The organism is Saccharothrix espanaensis DSM 44229, assembly GCF_000328705.1.
GTDB lineage: Bacteria > Actinomycetota > Actinomycetes > Mycobacteriales > Pseudonocardiaceae > Actinosynnema > Actinosynnema espanaense.
In genome coordinates, this window is the sequence record NC_019673.1 from 4511651 (window position 1) to 4529460 (window position 17810).

18 protein-coding genes are annotated in these 17810 nt (G+C 75.0%); 9 read left to right on the top strand and 9 right to left on the bottom strand.

Features of this window, described 5'->3' with window-relative positions; all coding sequences use genetic code 11:
- Positions 1-106 precede the first annotated feature (106 nt).
- Entirely contained in the window at positions 107-2749 is a 2643-nt protein-coding gene (locus BN6_RS19910; protein WP_015101512.1) for a CHAT domain-containing protein, read from the bottom strand.
- 110 nt (positions 2750-2859) lie between these two features.
- Here BN6_RS19910 and BN6_RS19915 point away from each other — a divergent pair, with 110 nt between their 5' ends.
- From BN6_RS19915 to BN6_RS19925, 3 genes are all read left to right on the top strand, one after another.
- On the top strand, positions 2860-4020 hold the full coding sequence (locus BN6_RS19915; RefSeq protein WP_015101513.1) for a S8 family peptidase: 1161 nt from the start codon (positions 2860-2862) through the stop codon (positions 4018-4020).
- 23 nt (positions 4021-4043) lie between these two features.
- Positions 4044-4466 (top strand): hypothetical protein, encoded by a 423-nt coding sequence (locus BN6_RS19920; RefSeq protein WP_148302937.1) that lies wholly within the window; start codon positions 4044-4046, stop codon positions 4464-4466.
- A 107-nt stretch (positions 4467-4573) separates the two neighbouring features.
- Positions 4574-5554, top strand: coding sequence for a pirin family protein (locus tag BN6_RS19925; RefSeq protein WP_041317448.1), 981 nt, complete (start codon positions 4574-4576; stop codon positions 5552-5554).
- 42 nt (positions 5555-5596) lie between these two features.
- Here BN6_RS19925 and BN6_RS19930 read toward each other — a convergent pair whose 3' ends face one another.
- Positions 5597-7201, bottom strand: coding sequence for a sulfatase-like hydrolase/transferase (locus BN6_RS19930; protein ID WP_015101516.1), 1605 nt, complete (start codon positions 7199-7201; stop codon positions 5597-5599).
- Between the two features lie 77 nt (positions 7202-7278).
- On the opposite strand from BN6_RS19930, the gene BN6_RS19935 reads away from it, so the two are divergent.
- Positions 7279-7962, top strand: a complete 684-nt coding sequence (locus tag BN6_RS19935; RefSeq protein ID WP_015101517.1) for a RibD family protein — start codon at positions 7279-7281, stop codon at positions 7960-7962.
- On the opposite strand, the gene BN6_RS19940 is transcribed toward BN6_RS19935, so the two are convergent.
- Both BN6_RS19940 and BN6_RS19945 read right to left on the bottom strand, forming a co-directional pair.
- A complete protein-coding gene (locus tag BN6_RS19940) occupies positions 7932-8351 on the bottom strand; it encodes a DoxX family protein (protein WP_015101518.1) in 420 nt (139 codons plus the stop codon). The genes BN6_RS19935 and BN6_RS19940 overlap by 31 nt on opposite strands.
- Positions 8344-9093, bottom strand: coding sequence for a CDP-alcohol phosphatidyltransferase family protein (locus BN6_RS19945; protein ID WP_015101519.1), 750 nt, complete (start codon positions 9091-9093; stop codon positions 8344-8346). The genes BN6_RS19940 and BN6_RS19945 overlap by 8 nt, the downstream gene beginning before the upstream one ends.
- A gap of 36 nt (positions 9094-9129) precedes the next feature.
- Here BN6_RS19945 and BN6_RS19950 point away from each other — a divergent pair, with 36 nt between their 5' ends.
- Positions 9130-10110, top strand: a complete 981-nt coding sequence (locus BN6_RS19950; protein ID WP_015101520.1) for a zinc-dependent alcohol dehydrogenase — start codon at positions 9130-9132, stop codon at positions 10108-10110.
- On the top strand, positions 10100-10789 hold the full coding sequence (locus BN6_RS19955; protein WP_015101521.1) for a creatininase family protein: 690 nt from the start codon (positions 10100-10102) through the stop codon (positions 10787-10789). Before BN6_RS19950 ends, BN6_RS19955 begins: the two co-directional genes overlap by 11 nt.
- Here BN6_RS19955 and BN6_RS19960 read toward each other — a convergent pair.
- The 4 genes from BN6_RS19960 to BN6_RS19975 are packed head-to-tail and all read right to left on the bottom strand — an operon-like array spanning position 10718 to position 13872.
- Positions 10718-11686, bottom strand: coding sequence for a lysylphosphatidylglycerol synthase transmembrane domain-containing protein (locus BN6_RS19960; protein ID WP_015101522.1), 969 nt, complete (start codon positions 11684-11686; stop codon positions 10718-10720). The two genes, BN6_RS19955 and BN6_RS19960, sit on opposite strands and share 72 nt — an antisense overlap.
- Positions 11687-11708: 22 nt before the next feature.
- The gene (locus BN6_RS19965; RefSeq protein ID WP_015101523.1) at positions 11709-12485 is read right to left on the bottom strand and encodes a class I SAM-dependent methyltransferase; all 777 of its coding nucleotides are present in this window, start codon (positions 12483-12485) and stop codon (positions 11709-11711) included.
- Positions 12482-13477: a glycosyltransferase family 4 protein gene (locus BN6_RS19970; protein WP_015101524.1), complete on the bottom strand. Its 996-nt coding sequence runs from the start codon at positions 13475-13477 to the stop codon at positions 12482-12484. The genes BN6_RS19965 and BN6_RS19970 overlap by 4 nt, the downstream gene beginning before the upstream one ends.
- Positions 13474-13872 carry a 6-pyruvoyl trahydropterin synthase family protein gene (locus BN6_RS19975; RefSeq protein WP_041317455.1) on the bottom strand — a complete coding sequence of 133 codons (399 nt, stop codon included), beginning with the start codon at positions 13870-13872 and terminating at the stop codon, positions 13474-13476. The genes BN6_RS19970 and BN6_RS19975 overlap by 4 nt, the downstream gene beginning before the upstream one ends.
- Before the next feature lie 92 nt (positions 13873-13964).
- Here BN6_RS19975 and ribA point away from each other — a divergent pair, with 92 nt between their 5' ends.
- Positions 13965-14609, top strand: coding sequence for a GTP cyclohydrolase II (ribA, locus tag BN6_RS19980; protein WP_015101526.1), 645 nt, complete (start codon positions 13965-13967; stop codon positions 14607-14609).
- 52 nt (positions 14610-14661) lie between these two features.
- Here the strand turns inward: ribA and atpB are convergent, their stop codons facing one another.
- Positions 14662-15429: a F0F1 ATP synthase subunit A gene (gene atpB / locus BN6_RS19985; RefSeq protein WP_015101527.1), complete on the bottom strand. Its 768-nt coding sequence runs from the start codon at positions 15427-15429 to the stop codon at positions 14662-14664.
- A 221-nt stretch (positions 15430-15650) separates the two neighbouring features.
- Here atpB and BN6_RS19990 point away from each other — a divergent pair, with 221 nt between their 5' ends.
- Together BN6_RS19990 and BN6_RS19995 are read left to right on the top strand one after the other, a co-directional pair.
- Positions 15651-17096: a phenylacetate--CoA ligase family protein gene (locus BN6_RS19990; protein ID WP_015101528.1), complete on the top strand. Its 1446-nt coding sequence runs from the start codon at positions 15651-15653 to the stop codon at positions 17094-17096.
- Between the two features lie 90 nt (positions 17097-17186).
- Positions 17187-17696, top strand: a complete 510-nt coding sequence (locus tag BN6_RS19995; RefSeq protein WP_015101529.1) for a GNAT family N-acetyltransferase — start codon at positions 17187-17189, stop codon at positions 17694-17696.
- The last annotated feature ends 114 nt before the right edge of the window (positions 17697-17810 follow it).

Consider the following 17810-nt stretch of genomic DNA (forward strand, 5'->3'; position numbering starts at 1 on the left):
CGAGCCCTCGGCCAAACCGGACAGCAGCCGGCCCGAACCCGGTTCGCCCCTGAGGAGCGTTGCCCCAGCCGGTGCAGGAGTGCGGCCAGGGCGCGGTCGAACGCCCTCAGCCCGCGCCGACGCAGACGAAACCGGCGGCGGCCGGGTTGTCGGCGGCCACGGCGAGTTGAGCCGAGGCGAGGGCGTTCGCGGGCGGTTCGCCGGCCGCCAGGCCGCGGTGCACGGCGGTCATCAGAGCTTTCGTGTCCGCGTCCGGCACCGGCACGGCGGCGGCGATCACCCGGGCCGCCCCGCGTTCGATGAACGTCGCGGCGAGGCCGAGCAGCTCGTCACCGGAGCACACCACGGACCGGCCGACGTCGCACGCCGCCAGCACCACCGTGTCCGGCACCCGTTCGAGCTGTTGCACGTCATGCACGATCAGCTGCCCGTCGTGCAGTCGCAGCGCCGAGAACAGCGGGTTGTCCACGGCCAGCACGCCGTGTGTGGCGAGATGTGCGGTCCGGGCGCCGGCCAGCGCGGCCAGCACCGCGTCCACCGTGGCCGCGCCGTCCACCAGCGCGGTGACGCCGTGCACGGCCGCGACGCCCAGCGCCTCCTCGCGCGCGCCGGGCAGCCCCGGACCGGCGGCCACCACCACGCCGCCGGTGCCGGGCGTGCGGGTCGCCGCCCGGTGCCACAGCGCGGCCGACGGCGACACCGAGACCGGGCGGCCCGCGCAGGACGGCAGCACCGACCACGGCAGGCTGTGCAGGACGCCGGTCGGCACCACGACCAGCGGCCGGTCGCCGACGCCGACCGGGTCGAGCAGCAGGCGCTCCAGCCGGGCGGCGGTGTCGCGCAGCAGCCGGGCCGCGCGCGGCCCGGTGCGGCGCAGCGCGAACGGCACCCGGTCCAGCAGGTCGGCGACCTCCGCCGCCGAGCCCAGCGGGTGCGCGCGCAGCCGCCCGGCCACCAGCGACACCGCCAGCAGCCGGTCGTCGACCTGCACGTACTCCACCAGCGCCCGCTCACCCAGCGCCCGGCCCAGTTCGGCCGGCGACACCAGCCGGCCCGGGGTGGACTCGGCGCGCAGCAGCCGGCTGCGGTCGCGGACCTGCCGCTCCAGCGTGACCTGGCGGGCGACCAGCCGCGCGGTGGGCGTGCCCTCGGTGCGGGCCCGTTCCAGTTCGCCGGTGGTGGCCCGCAGGCGGGGCAGCAGCGCGGCGAGCCCGGGATCGGCGGGCGGGCGGACCGGGCGGTGCAGCAGCCGGCCGGCCCGGCCGCGTTCGGCCCACTGGAACACGGCGCCCGCCCCGCCGCCCGCCAGCGCCACCCGCAGGCCCAGCTCGACCAGGTCGGCGCGGTGCGCGGCGGAGTAGGCGCGCAGGTCGGACGCGCCGAGCGCGGCGTGGTGCTCGTCCAACACCCGCAGCCCGGCCCGTGCGGCGGAGGCCGCGCCGCGCCGGTCGCCGGAGCGCTCGCGCAGCAGCGCCTCGGCGTACCAGCCGCGGGCGCGCAACGCGGCCGGGCCGTGCCGGCGGGTGCGGGCCGCCTCGGTCAGGTGGCCGACCGCGAGCGCCGGGCGGCCCCGCAGGTCGGCGAGCCGGGCGGCGTCCAGCCGGGCCTGCGCGGCGGCCGACGGGCGGCCGTTCGCGGCCAGCGTCACGACCATCGCCTCCGCCTGCCGCACGGTCGTCCGGCCGCCGCCCGGTCCGGTGCCCAGTTCCGCGCCCAGTCCGGTGCCCAGTCCGGTGGCCAGTTCTGCGCCCAGTTCTGCGCCCAGTTCTGCCCGCAGCACGGCCGACCGGGCCAGCGCGGCCCACCCCGGCCGGTCCTGCCGGGTGAACGCGCGCAGCGCGCCCGAGCCGTGCCCGGCGGCCGTCGCCCAGTCCCGTTCCAGCAGCGCGGCCTGCGCCAGCAGCAACAGCATCTCCGGCACCCGCAGCCGGCGGTTCTCCCGGTGGAACGCCTCGGCGGCGCGCTCGGCGGCGACCCGCGCCTCGGCCACCAGCCCCACCGACAGCAGCAGCTCGGCCCGGTCCTGCAACACCGGGGCGGTCTGCCCGCCGTGCCGGCCGATCACGTCCTCGGCGCGGGCGAGGTGCGCCAGCGCCGCCGGCACGTCACCGCGCAGCCCGGCGACGAACCCGAGGTTCTCCGCGACGATCCCGACCACCAAGTGCCGGCCCAGCTCGCGGGCCAGCGCGCCGGCCTCGGCCAGGTCGCGCTCGGCGGCGTCGAAGTCGTGCCGCTCGGCCTGCAGGATGCCCCGGTTGAGCAGCACCCGTTGCAGCGCCAGCCGGTCGTCGCCGCGCCGCAGCACCGCCTCGGCCGCCTGGTAGTCGGCGAACGCCGCGTCCAGCCGGCCCGCGTGGTAGCGGATCACCGCCCGCTGGGCGCGCGCCTTGGCCCCGGCGTGTCCGGTGAGGACGGTCAGCGCCGCGTCGATCTCGCGCAGCGCGGAGCGCGTGTCACCCCGCTGCGCCAAGGCGAAGGCGAGCTTCATCCGGCTTTCCGCGGCGAGCTCGGGCCACCTCGGCGCGCCGTGCCGCACCGAGCTGCGCAGGTGCCGGATCGCCGAGCCGACCTCGCCGCACTGCTGCAGCGCGTGCCCCCACGCCTGTTCGGCCAGCGCGGACGCCTCGCCGTCACGTTCCCGCACGGCGCGCAGCAGCGCCTGCTCGGCGGCGGCCGCGGCCCGCGCCGGGTCCCGGTCGGCCAGCCCGACCGCGTCGTGCGCCTGCTGGAGGGCGGAGTCCGGCGGCATCCGCCAAGACTGCCCCGCGCGAATCCCGGCCGCCAACGCATTTCGGCGAGACCATGCGGCATCCACACCACGTGGACCCCGGAACAGACGCCGAACCCGAGAGGACAGCCATGGACGACCTGCGGCCCGACATCCCGCTCGCCACGGTGCCCGACGAGCTGATCGTCGACCTGCGCGAGATCGACCTCGTGGAGGCCGCCCTCACCGCGCTGCACCTCGACTCGCTGCGGGTGGCCGAGTTGGCGGTGTTCGACCTCGCCCGGCTGCGGCTGTGGCACCGGTCCCAGCAGGCCGGCGGCGAGCCGGTACCGGTGACCGACGTCGACCCGCTGCTGGCGGAGCTGCGCCGGCTGTTCGCGGCGGAGTGCGGCGGCTGGAACCCCGTGCTGGGCAAGAACCGGTTCGTCAGCAGCCAGTTCGGCGCCTACCCGCAGACCCAGTCGATGGCAGGGGAGTTCGAGCCGGAGCCCGCCGACCGGCCGGACCCGGTGCCCGAGGCGCGACCGGACGGCGGCGCGGGCGTGCGGGTGGGCGTGCTCGACACCCGGCTCTACCGCCACCCCGACCTGGCCGGGCACTACGAGACCCCGGACGCCGGGACCGGCTTCGACCAGCACGACGCCGACCCGATCCCGTGGGAGGACGGGCACGCCGCGTTCGTCACCGGTCTGATCGCCGCCCACGCGCCCAAGGCCGAGATCGTCGTGCGGGACGTGCTGGACTCCGACGGCCGGGCCACCGCGTGGGACACCGTGGCGGCGATGGCCCGGTTCCGCAAGGACGGCATCCACATCCTCAACCTCGCGCTGGGCTGCCGCGCGCACCACGGCCCGCCGCTGGTGGTGCAGCGGGCGATCGAGCGGCTCACCCCGGACATGCTGATCGTGGCGGCGGCCGGCAACCACGGGCAGGTCGACGGCCTCTGGCACGACATCACCCGGCGCTCGGCGACGTGGCCGGCGGCGTTGCCGGGCGTGGTCGCCGTCGGCGGTCGCACGGCCGACGACGCGCTCGCGCCGTACAGCCCGCTACTGCCGTGGGTGACGTGCACGGCACCGGGCAACGCGGTCAGCACCTACCTGGACGGGCGGGTGCGGCGGCGGCACGACTTGGCGGACTTCCACGGCTACGCGAGCTGGAAGGGCACCTCGATCGCCACCTCCGTGGTGAGCGGGATGGTCGCGGCCCGGACCAGGCCCGGCGAGGTGTCCGCGGCGCAGGCGTTGGCCGCGCTGCTCGCGGAGGCAACGGTGGTCCGCCCGGCCGGCTGAGGTCGTTCTGCTAGACCAGTGGTGTGGATGCACGGGTGTGGCGGGCGGTGGCGGGCGGGTGCACGGTGGCGGCGCTGGTGGTGCCGTGGGCGTCGGTGGGGCAGGTGCCCATTCGGTTGGTGCACCTGCCGTGGTGGCCGGTCTACGTCGGCCTGGCGGTCGTTATGCACGTGGTCGTGGTGCGGTGGCCGAGGGCGGTGGCAGGCGGCCTCGTCGCCTGCGCCGCCTCGGCGTCGGCCGCGCTGGTCGTGTTGTCCGGCCACCCGCACGCGCGCCCGCTGCCCGAGGGCTCGGTGAGTTCGCTGCTGTTCAGCCGGCCGGGGGTCGGGTGGATGTTCGCCGTGGCGGCGGCGATCGTCACCGCCTGGTCACTGCTGCGCTCCGCGCGCCACCCGCGCGGAGTGGACCCGCAAGCGCCGTCGGAGGACGTGGACTTCCCGGTCTGACCCGACGTGCCCGGGACGGGTGGAGGTGCCTGCCCATGGAAACGCCTGGAGGTGCTTCTACCCGCAACTACAGTGGGTGGGGTGACGTGCCGAGCGGGGACGACCCGATGAGCAACACCGAGACCGACCCCGCCGAGGTGGTGTGCGCCGCCACGGCCGGTGCCGCGGCGCGGGTCGAGGTCCTCGAACCCCGGGACGTGCCGCTGGGCGGCCCGCGTGCGATGACCGTCCGCCGCACGCTGCCGCAGCGCGGCCGGTCCATGGTCGGCGCCTGGTGCTTCGCCGACCACTACGGCCCCGACGACGTGTCGGCGACCGGTGGGATGGACGTCGCGCCGCACCCGCACACCGGCTTGCAGACGGTGAGCTGGCTGTTCAGCGGCGAGATCGAGCACCGCGACAGCCTGGGCGTGCACGCGGTCGTGCGGCCGGGCGAGCTGAACCTGATGACCGGCGGGCACGGGATCTGCCACTCCGAGGTGTCGCTGCCCGGGACGACCGTGCTGCACGGCGTGCAGCTGTGGGTCGCCCTGCCCGACGCCCACCGCGACGCGCCCCGCGACTTCCAGCACCACCGCCCCGAGCCGATCGCCCTGCCCGGCGCGACCGTCCGGGTGTTCCTCGGAACGCTGGCCGGCCACACCTCGCCCGTGCGCACGTTCACGCCGTTGCTCGGCGCGGAACTGGTCCTGGAGCCGGGGGTGGGCGTCGAACTGGCGGTCGACCCGCGCCACGAGCACGGCGTGCTGGTCGACCAGGGCGAGGTCGAGCTGTCGGGCGTCCGGGTGCGCCGCGCCGAACTCGGTTGCACCGCCCCGGGCGCCGGGACGCTGACCCTGGCGAACCCCGGCCCGCAACCGGCCCGCGCGATGTTGCTGGGCGGTGAGCCGTTCGGCGAGGAGATCGTGATGTGGTGGAACTTCGTCGCCCGCGACCACGACGAGATCGCCCACCACCGCGCGGAGTGGCAGGCCGGCACCGAGCGCTTCGGCCAGGTCACCGGCTACCCTGGCGCCCGTCTCCCGGCCCCGCCCCTGCCGACCGGTCGGCTGCGTCCCCGGAGCAACCCGCCGCTGCCCCCACGCTGACGGCCGGTGCCGCGCCGGCCGCCGGGGGATCGGCGACCGCCGCTACCCGGCGGCGGGGCCGAACGCGGTCAGGAACCGGTCGCGGAAGGACTCCATCGGCCACGTCGGGGCGTGCGGGCCGGGTCGGAGGCCGGCGTCCCACCGCCAGTCGGCGATCCGGTCGAGGACCGCCGGGTCCTTCGCCACGACGCCGATCGGCACGTCCCGGCCCGCGCCGCCGCCGGTCACCACCTGGGCCGGCTGGTGGTCACCGAGGAACACCACCACGAGATCGTCGTCGCGGTGGTTCTCCACGTACGACACGAGGGTGCCCAGCGAGTACTCGACCGACCGGCGGTAGTCGGCGCGCACGTCCGCCGGGTCGCGGGTGAAGATCGACTCCGGCGCTCCGGTGCCCGAGGGCATCGAGCCGTACACCGAGCCGTCGCCCAGGTCCGCCCAGTCGACCGGCGAGGGCACCGGCGTCCACGGGGCGTGGCTGCCGACCAGGGCGATGGTGGCCATCACCGGGTCCGGCGACCCGCCCTCGGCGCGGTCGAACGCGGCGAGGGTGAACTGGTCGGGCGTGGTGGCGTAGCCGAACCTCGGGCCCCGGTAGCCGAGGTCGCCGGCCGCCATGATCCGCCGGTAGCCGAAGAACTCGCCTTCCGGCCACGCCTGCGTGATCCCCGGCAGCACTCCGACGGTCCGCCAACCGGCCCGCCCGAACGCCGCGTTGAGCGTCACCCGGTCGCTGCCCACCAGGTTCCGGTACCGCTGCTGGTTGTCGATCCGCAGCCCGGACAACAGGGTCGCCTGCGCCAGCCAACTGCCGCCGCCCGCCGTGGGCGAGGTCAGGAAACCGCTGCGCGCGGAGAACCCGGCCGCCGCCAACCGGCGCGTGCCGGCGTCGAGCACGCCGGCCACCGACAGCTCCGGATCCTCGACGGCCGAGCGCCCGTAGCTCTCCACGAACACCACCACGACCTCCTTGCCCCGCAACGCGGTCAGCAGCCGGTCGCCCGGCACGTCCCGGAACGCGTCCAGCGCGGACTCGGCGGCGAACGCCTCCTGGTCGCCCAACCCGTCACGCACCTGCCGCGCGTGGTCGTAGACGAACTCGGCGGCACTGGTCGAGGTGAGCGGGACGCCCGTCCCGGCCAGCGTGATCCACACCGCGGCCGACACCAGCACGACCCGGGTGGTGACCGCCCGCCGCCGGTCGGCGAGCCGGGCCAGCCGCACCACCGAGCACGCCACCAGCGTGATCAGCCCGAGCGCCACCAGCACCGCCCCGACCACCACGCCGACCGCGCCCGCCGGGCCGCCGGTCACCGCCACGAAGTCCACCGCCGGCCCGAGCAGCGGCCAGTCCAGCACCAGGTCGAACGGCCGGTACAGCACCACGTCGAACCCGATGTCGAGGACCTTCACCACGGCCAGCAGTCCCAGGAACACCCCACCGGCCCACGCCGCGACCCACCGCCACCGCACCGGCAGCACGAGCACCAGCAGCACGCCCAGCAGCGCCTCGACCGGGACCCGCAGGAACGCCGACCAGGTGAACCTCTCCAGGTCCGCCGGCGCGAGCAGGACGACCGCCACCAGCAGCACGGCGCACCCGGTGGCCGTCCACCACCCGACCCGCCGCCACGTGCCACCCGTCATCGCCCGTCCTCCAGTGTCGCCACGACAGGCAAACGCGTGGACGGCCCGTCCGGTTCAGGGGTCGGTACGGTGAACCGGTGATTCGACCGCACGTGCTGCTCAGCGTCGCCGTGAGCGTCGACGGCTACATAGACGACCGGGGCGCGGAGCGCTTCCCGCTGTCCAACGCCGAGGACTTCGACCACGTGGACCGCCTGCGCGCCGAGTCCGACGCGATCCTGGTCGGCGCGGAGACGATCCGCCGCGACAACCCGCGCCTGCTGGTCAACGACCCCGGCCGGCGTGCCGCGCGGGTCGCGGCCGGCCGGCCGGAGTACCCGTTGAAGGTCACCGTCACGCGGTCCGGGGACCTCGCGCCGGACCTGAACTTCTGGCACCACGGCGGCGAGAAGCGGGTCTACACCACCGATTCCGGCTTCCCGGTCGCGTCGGTGGCGCTGGCCGGCCTCGCGTCGGTCGCCGCGCTCGGCCCGGCGGTCGACTTCGCCGCCCTGCTCGACGACCTGGGCGCGCTCGGGATCGGGCGGCTGATGGTGGAGGGCGGCGGGCACGTGCACACCGCGTTCCTCGCCGCCGGCCTGGCCGACGAGATCCGGATGGCGGTCGCGCCGATGCTGATCGGCCAGGCCGCCGCGCCGAGGTTCGTGCGCCCGGCGGCGTTCCCCGGCGGCCCGGCCCGGCGGTTCCACCTCGACGGCGTCGAGGTCCTGGGCGACGTCGCGGTGCTGCGCTACTTCCCGAAGCGGTCCGGCGCGAGCTGAGCGAGCAGGGCGCGGATCGTGTCGCGGCGGAGGAACGCGATCACCGCCGCGGCGGCCAGCAGGATCAGCGGCAGCGTGGCGTCGCCCTTGGCGAGCAGGAACAACTCGGTGCCGACCGCGCCCGCCATCACCCCGACCAGGCCGAGTGCGGCGAGCCCGCACAGCCGGGGCACCAGCAGCCCCAGCGCGCCCGCGATCTCCAACGTCCCGGTGAGGTAGCGCAGCCACTGCCCGAACCCGATCTCCTCGAACTTCTGCACGAAGTCGTCACCGAACAGCAGGTACCCGCTGTAGACGAAGTAGGCGGCGAGCGCTACCTGCGCCACCCACAACGCGATGTCGCCGACGCGCGCGGTCGTGGACCGGGCGGGCGCGGTCTGCTCAGACATGGGAGTACTCCTTCACCACAACGGCCTCAGCGGCCACTCGATCCCTGGTCCGCCAGAGCCCGGCCACGTCCCGGCCGAACGACCACCCCAGCGCGGCCAGCGCGAGCTCCACCAGGACGGTCGCGAACGGCACCGCGCCGGACGCGGCGACGACCAGCAGCACCCCCTGCACAGCCGCGACGGCCTTGCGCGCAAAGCTCGGCGGCAGCTCCCCGCGCAACCACGGCGCCACCCACGACACCGCGACGAACACGTACCGCATCAACCCGATCGCCAGCACCCACAGCCCGGACGACAGCGCCACGTGGACGCTGAGCACGAGGATCAGGAACGCGTCGACCTCCATGTCGAACCGCGCCCCCATCGGCGAGGCGGTGCCGGTGCGGCGGGCCACCCGACCGTCCACGAAGTCCAGCGACAGCGCCACGGCGGCGAACACCACCAGCAGCCCGACCGGGACGTCCTCGCCCATCCGATCGGCCACCAGCGCGGCCACCGCGCCCACCAGGACGCCGCGGGCGAGCGTGACCCGGTCGGCCGGGCCGGGGGAGCGCACCCCGGCGCGCACCATCGCCGCGGCCAGCAGGACCCAGGTCGCCAGGCCGTAGGCGGTGCCCGCCAGCCAGCCCGGCGGTCCGAGCCCGACGGTGCCGCCGAGCACGCCCAGCAGCAGGACCTGCGCGCCCGCCCAGACGGCGTGTTCCGGCACGGCCGGCGCGGCGGTGTGCTGAAGTGTGATCATCGGTGCCCCTCATGACCCGTTTTCGGAGGTTGCCGGATGACACGCGCCGCACGGGCACTGTGGTTCACCTCGGCCGGGAAATGTTCGATCCGGTCCGGGCCGCTGCCCGATCCAGGGCCGGGCGAGGTGCTGGTGCGCACCCTGCACACGGCGGTCAGCCGGGGCACCGAGACCCTGGTCCTGAACGGCTCGGTGCCCGCCAACCAGCACTCCGCGATGCGCGCGCCGTTCCAGGAGGGCGGGTTCCCGTTCCCGGTGAAGTACGGGTACCTCAACGTCGGGGTGGTCGAGCAGGGCCCGGCCGCGCTGCTCGGCCGCACGGTGTTCTGCCTGTACCCGCACCAGACCCGGTACGTCGTCCCGGACCACGCCGTCACGCCCGTCCCCGACGCGGTCCCGGCACAGCGCGCCGTGCTCGCCGGCACGGTGGAGACCGCCGTGAACGCCCTGTGGGACGCCCGGCCGATGGTCGGCGACCGGATCGCCGTGGTCGGCGGCGGCATGGTCGGCTGCTCGGTGGCGGCGCTGCTGGCGCGGCTGCCCGGCGCACGGGTCCAGCTGGTCGACGTCGACCCGGCCCGCCGCACGACCGCCGCCGCGCTCGGCGTGGACTTCGCGACGCCCGAGGAGGCCACCGGCGGGCTGGACCTGGTGGTGCACGCCAGCGCGTCGGAGGCGGGCCTGGAGACGTCGCTGGGCCTGCTCCGGCCGGAGGGGGTGGTGCTGGAGCTGAGCTGGTACGGCGCGCGGCGGGTCGGCGTCGCGCTGGGCGAGCACTTCCACTCCCGCCGGCTGTCCGTGCGGGCCAGCCAGGTCGGCGTGGTCGGCCGCCCGGACCGCACCCACGCCGAACGCCTCGCGCTCGCCCTGGACCTGCTCGCCGACCCGGCGTTCGACGCGCTGATCACCGGCGCGAGCCCGTTCGACGACCTGCCGGCCGTGCTGCCCCGGCTGGCGTCGGGCGACCTCGCCGCGCTGTGCCACCGGATTGACTACGGTCACGCCCATGACCGGTGACCCGCTGCCCCGCGCCACGACCGCCGACGTCCGGGAGCGCGGCGCGCGGGTCGCCGTGCTGCCGGTGGGCAGCTTCGAGCAGCACGGCCCGCACCTGCCGCTGGTCACCGACACCGTGGTGGCCTGCGCCATCGCCGAGCGGATCGCCGCCGAGCACCCGGTGCTGCTGTTGCCGCCGATCACCATCTCCTGCTCGCACGAGCACGCCGCGTGGCCCGGCACGGTGAGCATCTCGGCCCGCACCCTGTACGCCGTGGTCACCGACATCGCCGAGTCGCTGCGCCGGTCCGGCGTGCCGAAGCTGGTGCTGGTCAACGCGCACGGCGGCAACTACGTGCTGTCGAACGTGGTGCAGGAGGCCGAGGGCCTGGCGCTGTTCCCGGAGCGCTCCGACTGGCACGCCGCCCGCGCCGCCGCCGGCCTGGCGACCTCCGGGCAGAGCGACATGCACGCCGGGGAGCTGGAGACCTCGATCCTGCTGCACGTCCGCCCGGACCTGGTCGGTCCGGACCGGGTCGACCACCTGGCCGAGGACCGCCCGCACCTGCTGACCCACGGCCTGCACCGCTACTCCGGGTCCGGCGTGGTGGGCCGGCCGTCGCTGGCGTCAGCCGACAAGGGCCGGCACCTGCTGGACAGCCTGGCCGGCTCGTTCGCGGGCCACCTGGCGGCGCTGTGAGCCGGGAACCAGGGTGAGCACCCCCGGCAGCGCGGCGACCAGCGCCAGCACCCCGTAGACCACGGCGGTGGTCACGCCCTGCGCCGCGCCCAGCCCGGCCGCCCCGAACGCCACCGCCAGGAACGCCTCGCGCGGCCCGAACCCGCCGATGTTCACCGGCACCGCCATCACCAGCAGCGCGAGCACGACCAGCGGGACCAGTCGGCCCAGCGGCGCGGTCGAGCCGGCCGCCCGCGCGGCGACCACGAACAGCGCGACGTGCCCGGCCACCGCCACCGCGGACAGAGCCGCGACCCGGGGCAGCGCGTACCGGGTGAGCAGCGCGCGGCGCGCGTCGGAGAACGTCCGGCCCAGCACCGCGCGGACCTTCGGCACCCGGCTCGCGACCACAGTGCCGGCCACCGCGCCGACCACCGCGCCGACCACCAGGACCGCAACGGCGGACACCACGACACCGGGCCGGACGTCGACCGCCACCGGCCGCGCGACCAGCACCGCGACCGCGACCAGCACCAGCACGACCTGCCCGGCGAACCGCTCGAACACCACCGCCCGCACGCCCCGGCCGACATCGCCGGACTGCTGGCCGTGGGAGACCGCGCGGTGCACGTCGCCGAGCACGCCGGCGGGCAGCACCGCGTTGAGCAGCAGGCTGCGGTAGTAGTCGGAGACGGCGCTGCCGAGCGTGAGCGGCAGGCCGAGCCCGCGCGCCACCACGCACCACCGCCACGCGCCGCACACCGTGGTCAGCAGCCCGATCCCGAGGGCCGCGACCACCGACCACGGGTCGACCGCCCGCAGCCCGTCGAGGAACGCCGCCGACCCCAGCCGCCACCCCAGCACCACCAGGATGCCGACCGCCGCCACCAGCCGCAGCCACGGCCACACCCGCGTCACGACGACCCCTCCGGCCGGGTCGTCACGGCACCGCCAGGAGATCGGTGTGGTGCACCACGGTCCGCAGCCCGCCGGCGAGCCTGCGCCGCAGGTAGTCGGGCGCGTCGGCGGCCAGCGCCGGGTCCTGCTCGACGGCCGCGCCGACCCAGCCGCGCAGCCACTCGGCGGTCAGCGCGGCCTGGTCGGGGCCCAGCCGCCACGGGCTCGGCCTGGTCTCGACCCGCGCGCCGAGCGCCGTGAACGCCTCCTCGGCGGCCGCCGCCGCACCGGGCCCGAGCAGGCCGTCCCGGCGCTGGTGGTCGTTGAACGCGTCGCGCAGCCGCGCGTCGAGCGGCTCGGCCGGGTCGAACTCGACGCGACCGGTCACGGTGAGGGTCAGCAGAGCGGGCACACCCGCTCCTACGCACGCCGCCGCCAACCCGTTCACCTGCTCCCGGGTCAGCACGTCGAGCAGCGCCGACGCCGTCACCAGCGACGCGCCCGCCAGGTCGGCGGCCCGCAACGCGCCGAGGTCGCCCGCCACCGTCCGCGCCGTCACGCCCGGCCCGGTCACCGTCGCACCCGCCACGGCCAGCAGCCGGGGGTCCCGGTCGTGCAGCACCCAGTGCTGCGCGCCGGCCAGCCGCGCGGAGAGCCACCGCCCCATCGATCCCGTGCCACACCCCAGATCACGGACGAGGACCGGGTTCCGGTTCAGCACGATCTCGCGGGCCCGGTCCGCCAGTTCGGCGCTGCGCGCGGCGGCGTCCGCCGGTTCGCGCAGGGCCAGCCACTCCGGGGCGAAACCAGGGGAGGTCATGTCCGCAGACTAGCCAGCACCGCGGCCAGCCCGAGGACCGTTTCCTCCCACGTGGACAGCTCGCGCCGGCGGGCGCGGGCGGCGTCGCGCAGCCCGGCGCGCGTCCGGGCGGAGTCGAACCAGCGGCGCAGCGCGTCCGCCAGCGAGGCCGCGTCACCGGGCAGCAGCCACCCGCCGTCGCCCAAGGCGTCCGGGACTGCGCTGGCCAGCACCGGGATCCCGCGCGCCAGCGCCTCGGCCACCGCCATCCCGTAGGTCTCGGCGCGGGACGGCAGCACGAACAGGTCGGCCGCCGCGTAGGCCGCGTCGAGGTCCGCCCCGAGCAGCGGCCCGACCAGGTCGATCCGCTCCGCCAGACCGTGCCGGGCGATCGCGGCGCGCACCGACCGGGCGTGCCCGGGGTCCGCCGGCCCGGCGCAGACGCAGGTCCACGGCCGGTCGGCGACCCGGGCCAAGGCCTCGACCAGCACGTCGTGGCCCTTGCGCGGGGTGATCGACGCGACGCAGAGCAAACTCGACACCCCGTCGCCGCCGGGGGCGAGCGGCGCGGGGTCGACGCCGGGCGCGACCACGTGCACGCGGCCCAGCCCGTGGTGGGCGGCCAGGCGTTCGCCCGCCGCCGCGCCGGTCGCCACGACCGCGTGCACGGCGCGCAGGCAGGCCCGCTCGGCGGCGTCCAGTTCGGCCGCCACCGCCGGGTCCAACCCGGTCTCCTCGGCCAGTGGCAGGTGCACCAGCACGGCCAGCCGCAGCCGGTCGGCGTGCGGTGTGACGACCTCGGGCACCCCGCACGCCACCAGCCCGTCGAGCAGCACCGGCGCGCCGTCCGGCAGGCCGGCCAACGCCCGGTGCAGCGCCGCGCGGGCGGCGTCGTCCGGGCGTGGCCAGGCACCGGCGACGACGACCGGCCGCAGCCCGCCGCCGGCCCGCCGGTTGTAGGTGTTGCCGCCGCTGGGGGTCCGGCTGTCCGGGACGACGAAGTGCCCGGTCACAGGTCCCGTTCGTAGCTCGCCCAGGCCACGTGCGACTCGTGCAGCGAGACCTCGATGCCGGACAGGCCGTGCGCGCCCACGCCGAGCGCGCCCGCGCGCACCCGGTCCGCCAGCCGGTCGGCGATGTGCTTGGCCAGGAACTCGGTCGAGGTGTTGATCCCGGCGAACTCGGGTACCTCGTCCAGGTTCCGGTAGTTCAGGTCGGCCAGCACCGCGCGCAACTCCTGGGTGGCCAGTCCGATGTCGACTACGATGTTGTCCTGGTCCAGTTCGACCCGTTTGAACCGGGCGTCCACGACGAACGTTGCTCCATGCAGGCGTTGTGCCGGACCGAAGACCTCGCCGCTGAAGCTGTGCGCGACCATCACGTGGTCGCGGACGGTGATGCTGAACAGGGTGACCTCCACGGGGTGAGCGATCCGCCGGTGCAACCTCCGACCCGAGCGTAGCCAACGCCGGGTCGGGAGTCGGGTGATGAGGGGGGCGGATGCACGAGCGAGTCTTCGGCGAGGCCGAGGTCGCCGAGTCGGACCTGGTGACGCGGCGGGGCACGTTCCGGGCGGTGGCGTTCCGGGCGGACGGGCACGAGCACCTGGCGCTGGTGCTCGGCCGGGTCCGGCTGCGGGCGGACGTGCTGGTGCGCGTCCACTCGGAGTGCATGACCGGCGACATCTTCGGCGCGCTGCGCTGCGAGTGCGGCGAGCAGCTGGACGCCGCGATGGACGCCGTCGTGCGCGAGGGCAGCGGTGTCCTGGTGTACCTGCGCGGCCACGAGGGCCGGGGCATCGGCCTGGTCGAGAAGGTCCGCACTCACGTCCTGCAGGACGAGCGCGGCTTGGACACGATCGACTCGGCCACCGAACTCGGCCTGCCGGTCGACGTCCGGGACTACCGGCCGGCGGCGCTGGTGCTGCGGCACCTGCGGGTGCGGTCCGTGCGGCTGCTGTCGAACAACCCGGACAAGATCCAGGCGTTGGAGGACAACGGCATCCCGGTCACCGCCCGGGTGCCGCTGCTGATGGCGCCCAACGAGCACAACCTCGGCTACCTGACGGCCAAGCGCGACCGCCTCGGCCACGACCTGCCGCAGGTCGCCGGCCACCAGGACCTGCTGCGCGCCGTCGACGGCTGAACCCGCTGACCGCTGAACCCGCTGACCCCGGGCCCGCCGAGGTTCGGCGGGTTCAGTGGTCAGCGGCGAGCGCGCGCCCGATGTAGTGGGCGCTGAGCGTGGCGAAGATGTAGGCCTGGAGCACCTGGATCAGCGCCTCCAGCAGGGTGATCGCGATGGCCAGCGCGAAACTGAGCAACGACACCGGTTTCACCAGTGGGCCGGCGTGCAACAGCAGGAATTCGCCGCCGAGCACGAATACCACCACCAGCAGGTGTCCGGCGAACATCGCCGCGAACACCCGGATGGCCAGGGTCACCGGGTCGAAGAAGAACTTCAGGATGATCTCGGTCGGGATCAGCAGGAACCAGAGCACCGGTTTCGGCACGCCCGGGTAGCTGAACTGGTTGCGCAGGTAGCCGCGCAGGCCGTGCCGCCGGATGCCGACCACGTGATAGGTGGGGAAGACCAGCAGGATGGCCAGCGCGGCCGGGAACCCGATGTGCGCCATGGTCGGGAACTGGATGAGCGGGATGATCCCGAAGATGTTGTTGACCAGCACGAACGTGAACAGCGACAGGATGAACGGCACGTACGGCGCGAAGTCCTTGCCGCCGATCTGCTCACGCGCGATGGTGTTGCGGCCGAAGTCGTAGATCGTTTCGGCGGCGAACTGGAGCCGGTTCGGCACAATCGTCAGCCGGCGCGCGGTGATCAGGAAGAATCCGGCGATGATGAAGGTCGACAGGACGACCAGGATCATCGGTTTGGTGACCCACCCGACGATTTCCGGCGGGAACAGGTCCCGGGCTCCGGGTGGGGTGAAGGTGTTGTCGGCCATGGGCGCCCCCCGTCCAAGGTCTTGGTCCGGACTTTACCGGACGGTGATCCGGCGTCCAGGGCCTGCCCGGTGATTTCCCGGTCGGCGGACAAGCCGCCGGAAACGCCCTGGGCACCCCGCCGCCCGGCCGCCCGGACCGGGTCGTCGCGGGTCGTCGCGGGTGCGGTTCGCCGCCGGGCGGGTGATCCCGCGGCGCTCCCCGGCGTTCTAGGGTTGGCGGCATGGACGCCGACAGGCCGGGCCGGGTTGCCGAGGGGTTCCGGTCGTTCTTCGCCGACGACCGGGTGCCGGAGTCGGTGCTGGAGCTGTTCCACCGGGTCGCCGCGACCGTGCCCGCGTACCGGAAGTTCTTGGCGGAGCACGGGGTCGACCCGGAGCGCGTGGTCACCCTGGACGACTTCCGCCGGCTGCCGCCGACCGACAAGGACAACTACCACCGCCGCTACCCGCTGCCGGAGCTGTGCCGGGACGGCCGGCTCGACGGGTGCGACCTGGTCGCGGTGTCGTCCGGGTCGAGCGGGCGGCCGACCGCGTGGCCGCGTTCCCTGGTCGACGAACTGGCCATCACCCGCCGGTTCGAGCAGGTGTTCCGCGACGCGTTCCGGGCCCACGAGCGCAGCACGCTGGCCGTGGTGTGCTTCCCGCTCGGCACGTGGGTCGGCGGCCTGTTCACGACGGCGTGCGTGCGGCACCTGGCCGCGAAGGGCTACCCGATCACGGCGGTCGCGCCGGGCAACAACAAGGCCGAGATCCTGCGCGTGCTGCCGGAACTGGCCGGCCACTTCGAGCAGGTGGTGCTCATGGGCTACCCGCCGTTCGTGAAGGACGTGGTCGACTCGGCGCACTTCGACCCGGCGGGGTTCGACTGGGCGGCGCACGACGTGAAGCTGGTGCTGGCGGGGGAGGTGTTCAGCGAACAGTGGCGCACCCTGGTGGCGGGGCGGCTGGGCATCGCCGACCCGGTGCGCGCCACGGCGTCGCTGTACGGCACGGCGGACGCCGGCGTGCTGGGCAACGAGACACCGCTGTCGGTGTCGGTGCGCCGTTTCCTGGCCGGTCGCCCGGACCTGGCGCGCGAGCTGTTCGGCGGGTCGCGGCTGCCCACGCTCGTCCAGTACGACCCGGCGAGCCGGTTCTTCGAGGAAGCCGACGGGACGCTGCTGTTCTCCGGCGACAACGGCATACCGCTGATCCGCTACCACATCGCCGACGAGGGCGGCCTGGTGTCCTCAGTGGACATGCGGGAGTTCCTGGCGCGCAACGGGTGCACGATCCCGTTCGACAACGAACTGCCGTTCGTCTTCGTGTTCGGGCGGTCGCTGTTCACGGTCTCGTACTTCGGGGCGAACGTGTACCCGGAGAACGTCTCGGTCGGTCTGGAGCAGCCCGGCGTCAGCGACCTGGTGACCGGGAAGTTCGTGCTGGAGGCGGTGTCCGACGCGGACGAGGACGCCGCGCTGCGGGTCACCGTCGAGCTGGCACCCGGCCGCACCGGGGACCCCGGTGTCATCGCGGAGTCGATCCGCGCGCACCTGGTGCGGCTCAACAGCGAGTTCGCGCACTACGTCCCGGCCGAACGGCAACTGCCGCAGGTGGTCCTGCGCCCCGCCGGCGACCCGGAGCACTTCCCGGTCGGGGTGAAGCACCGCTACACCCGTGCCCGCTGAGCGCCGGCGGCCGTCCACAGTGGCCGGGGCGTTCCGGTCTCCCGGTCGACGTAGAGTCGGGGCCTGACTGTTCGAGCGCAGGGGGACGTGGTGGAGATCCGTCGTGGTGGGCCGGCCGACCTGGCCGTGCTGTTGGCGATGCTGGACGGCGCGGTGGCGTGGCTGGACGCCTCCGGGCGCACCGGCCAGTGGGGCAGCCGGCCGTGGTCGGCGGACCAGAAGCGGGCCGGGCGGGTCGCCGACCGGGTCCGCGAGGACGTGGTGTGGGTGGCCGAGGTCGACGGCGAGCCGGCCGGCGTCCTGACCCACTCGGGGCGGGCCCCGGAGTACGTGCCCGCCGCCGACGAGCCCGAGCTGTACGTGCGGATCCTGGTCACCTCGCGCGCGTTCACCGGACGCGGGGTGGGCGGCGCGCTGCTCGACCACGCCCGCGACCAGGCCCGAGCACAGGGCGTCGGCCTGGTCCGGGTCGACTGCTACGCGGGCGGCGACGGCCAGTTGGTCCGCTACTACGAGCGCAGCGGTTTCACGGCGGTCGAGAAGTTCACGGTCGAGGACTGGCCGGGGCAGCTCCTGGCCGACCGGGTCACCGCTTCCTGAGCCGCCGCCCCCGGTCCTGGTCGGCGAATCCCGTTGCGGTCACGGGAAAACCGATCCAGAGCGACGCCCCGTGATGGTCCGGAACCGGTGCGTAGTCGGGCTGGGTCCGTTGGG

Coding starts and splice junctions, on each gene's coding strand:
- BN6_RS19910 (WP_015101512.1), bottom strand. CDS start 2,749: ATGCCGCCGGACTCCGCCCTCCAGCAGGCGCACGACGCGGTCGGGCTG.
- BN6_RS19915 (WP_015101513.1), top strand. CDS start 2,860: ATGGACGACCTGCGGCCCGACATCCCGCTCGCCACGGTGCCCGACGAG.
- BN6_RS19925 (WP_041317448.1), top strand. CDS start 4,574: ATGAGCAACACCGAGACCGACCCCGCCGAGGTGGTGTGCGCCGCCACG.
- BN6_RS19930 (WP_015101516.1), bottom strand. CDS start 7,201: ATGACGGGTGGCACGTGGCGGCGGGTCGGGTGGTGGACGGCCACCGGG.
- BN6_RS19940 (WP_015101518.1), bottom strand. CDS start 8,351: ATGTCTGAGCAGACCGCGCCCGCCCGGTCCACGACCGCGCGCGTCGGC.
- BN6_RS19945 (WP_015101519.1), bottom strand. CDS start 9,093: ATGATCACACTTCAGCACACCGCCGCGCCGGCCGTGCCGGAACACGCC.
- BN6_RS19950 (WP_015101520.1), top strand. CDS start 9,130: ATGACACGCGCCGCACGGGCACTGTGGTTCACCTCGGCCGGGAAATGT.
- BN6_RS19955 (WP_015101521.1), top strand. CDS start 10,100: ATGACCGGTGACCCGCTGCCCCGCGCCACGACCGCCGACGTCCGGGAG.
- BN6_RS19965 (WP_015101523.1), bottom strand. CDS start 12,485: ATGACCTCCCCTGGTTTCGCCCCGGAGTGGCTGGCCCTGCGCGAACCG.
- ribA (WP_015101526.1), top strand. CDS start 13,965: ATGCACGAGCGAGTCTTCGGCGAGGCCGAGGTCGCCGAGTCGGACCTG.
- atpB (WP_015101527.1), bottom strand. CDS start 15,429: ATGGCCGACAACACCTTCACCCCACCCGGAGCCCGGGACCTGTTCCCG.
- BN6_RS19990 (WP_015101528.1), top strand. CDS start 15,651: ATGGACGCCGACAGGCCGGGCCGGGTTGCCGAGGGGTTCCGGTCGTTC.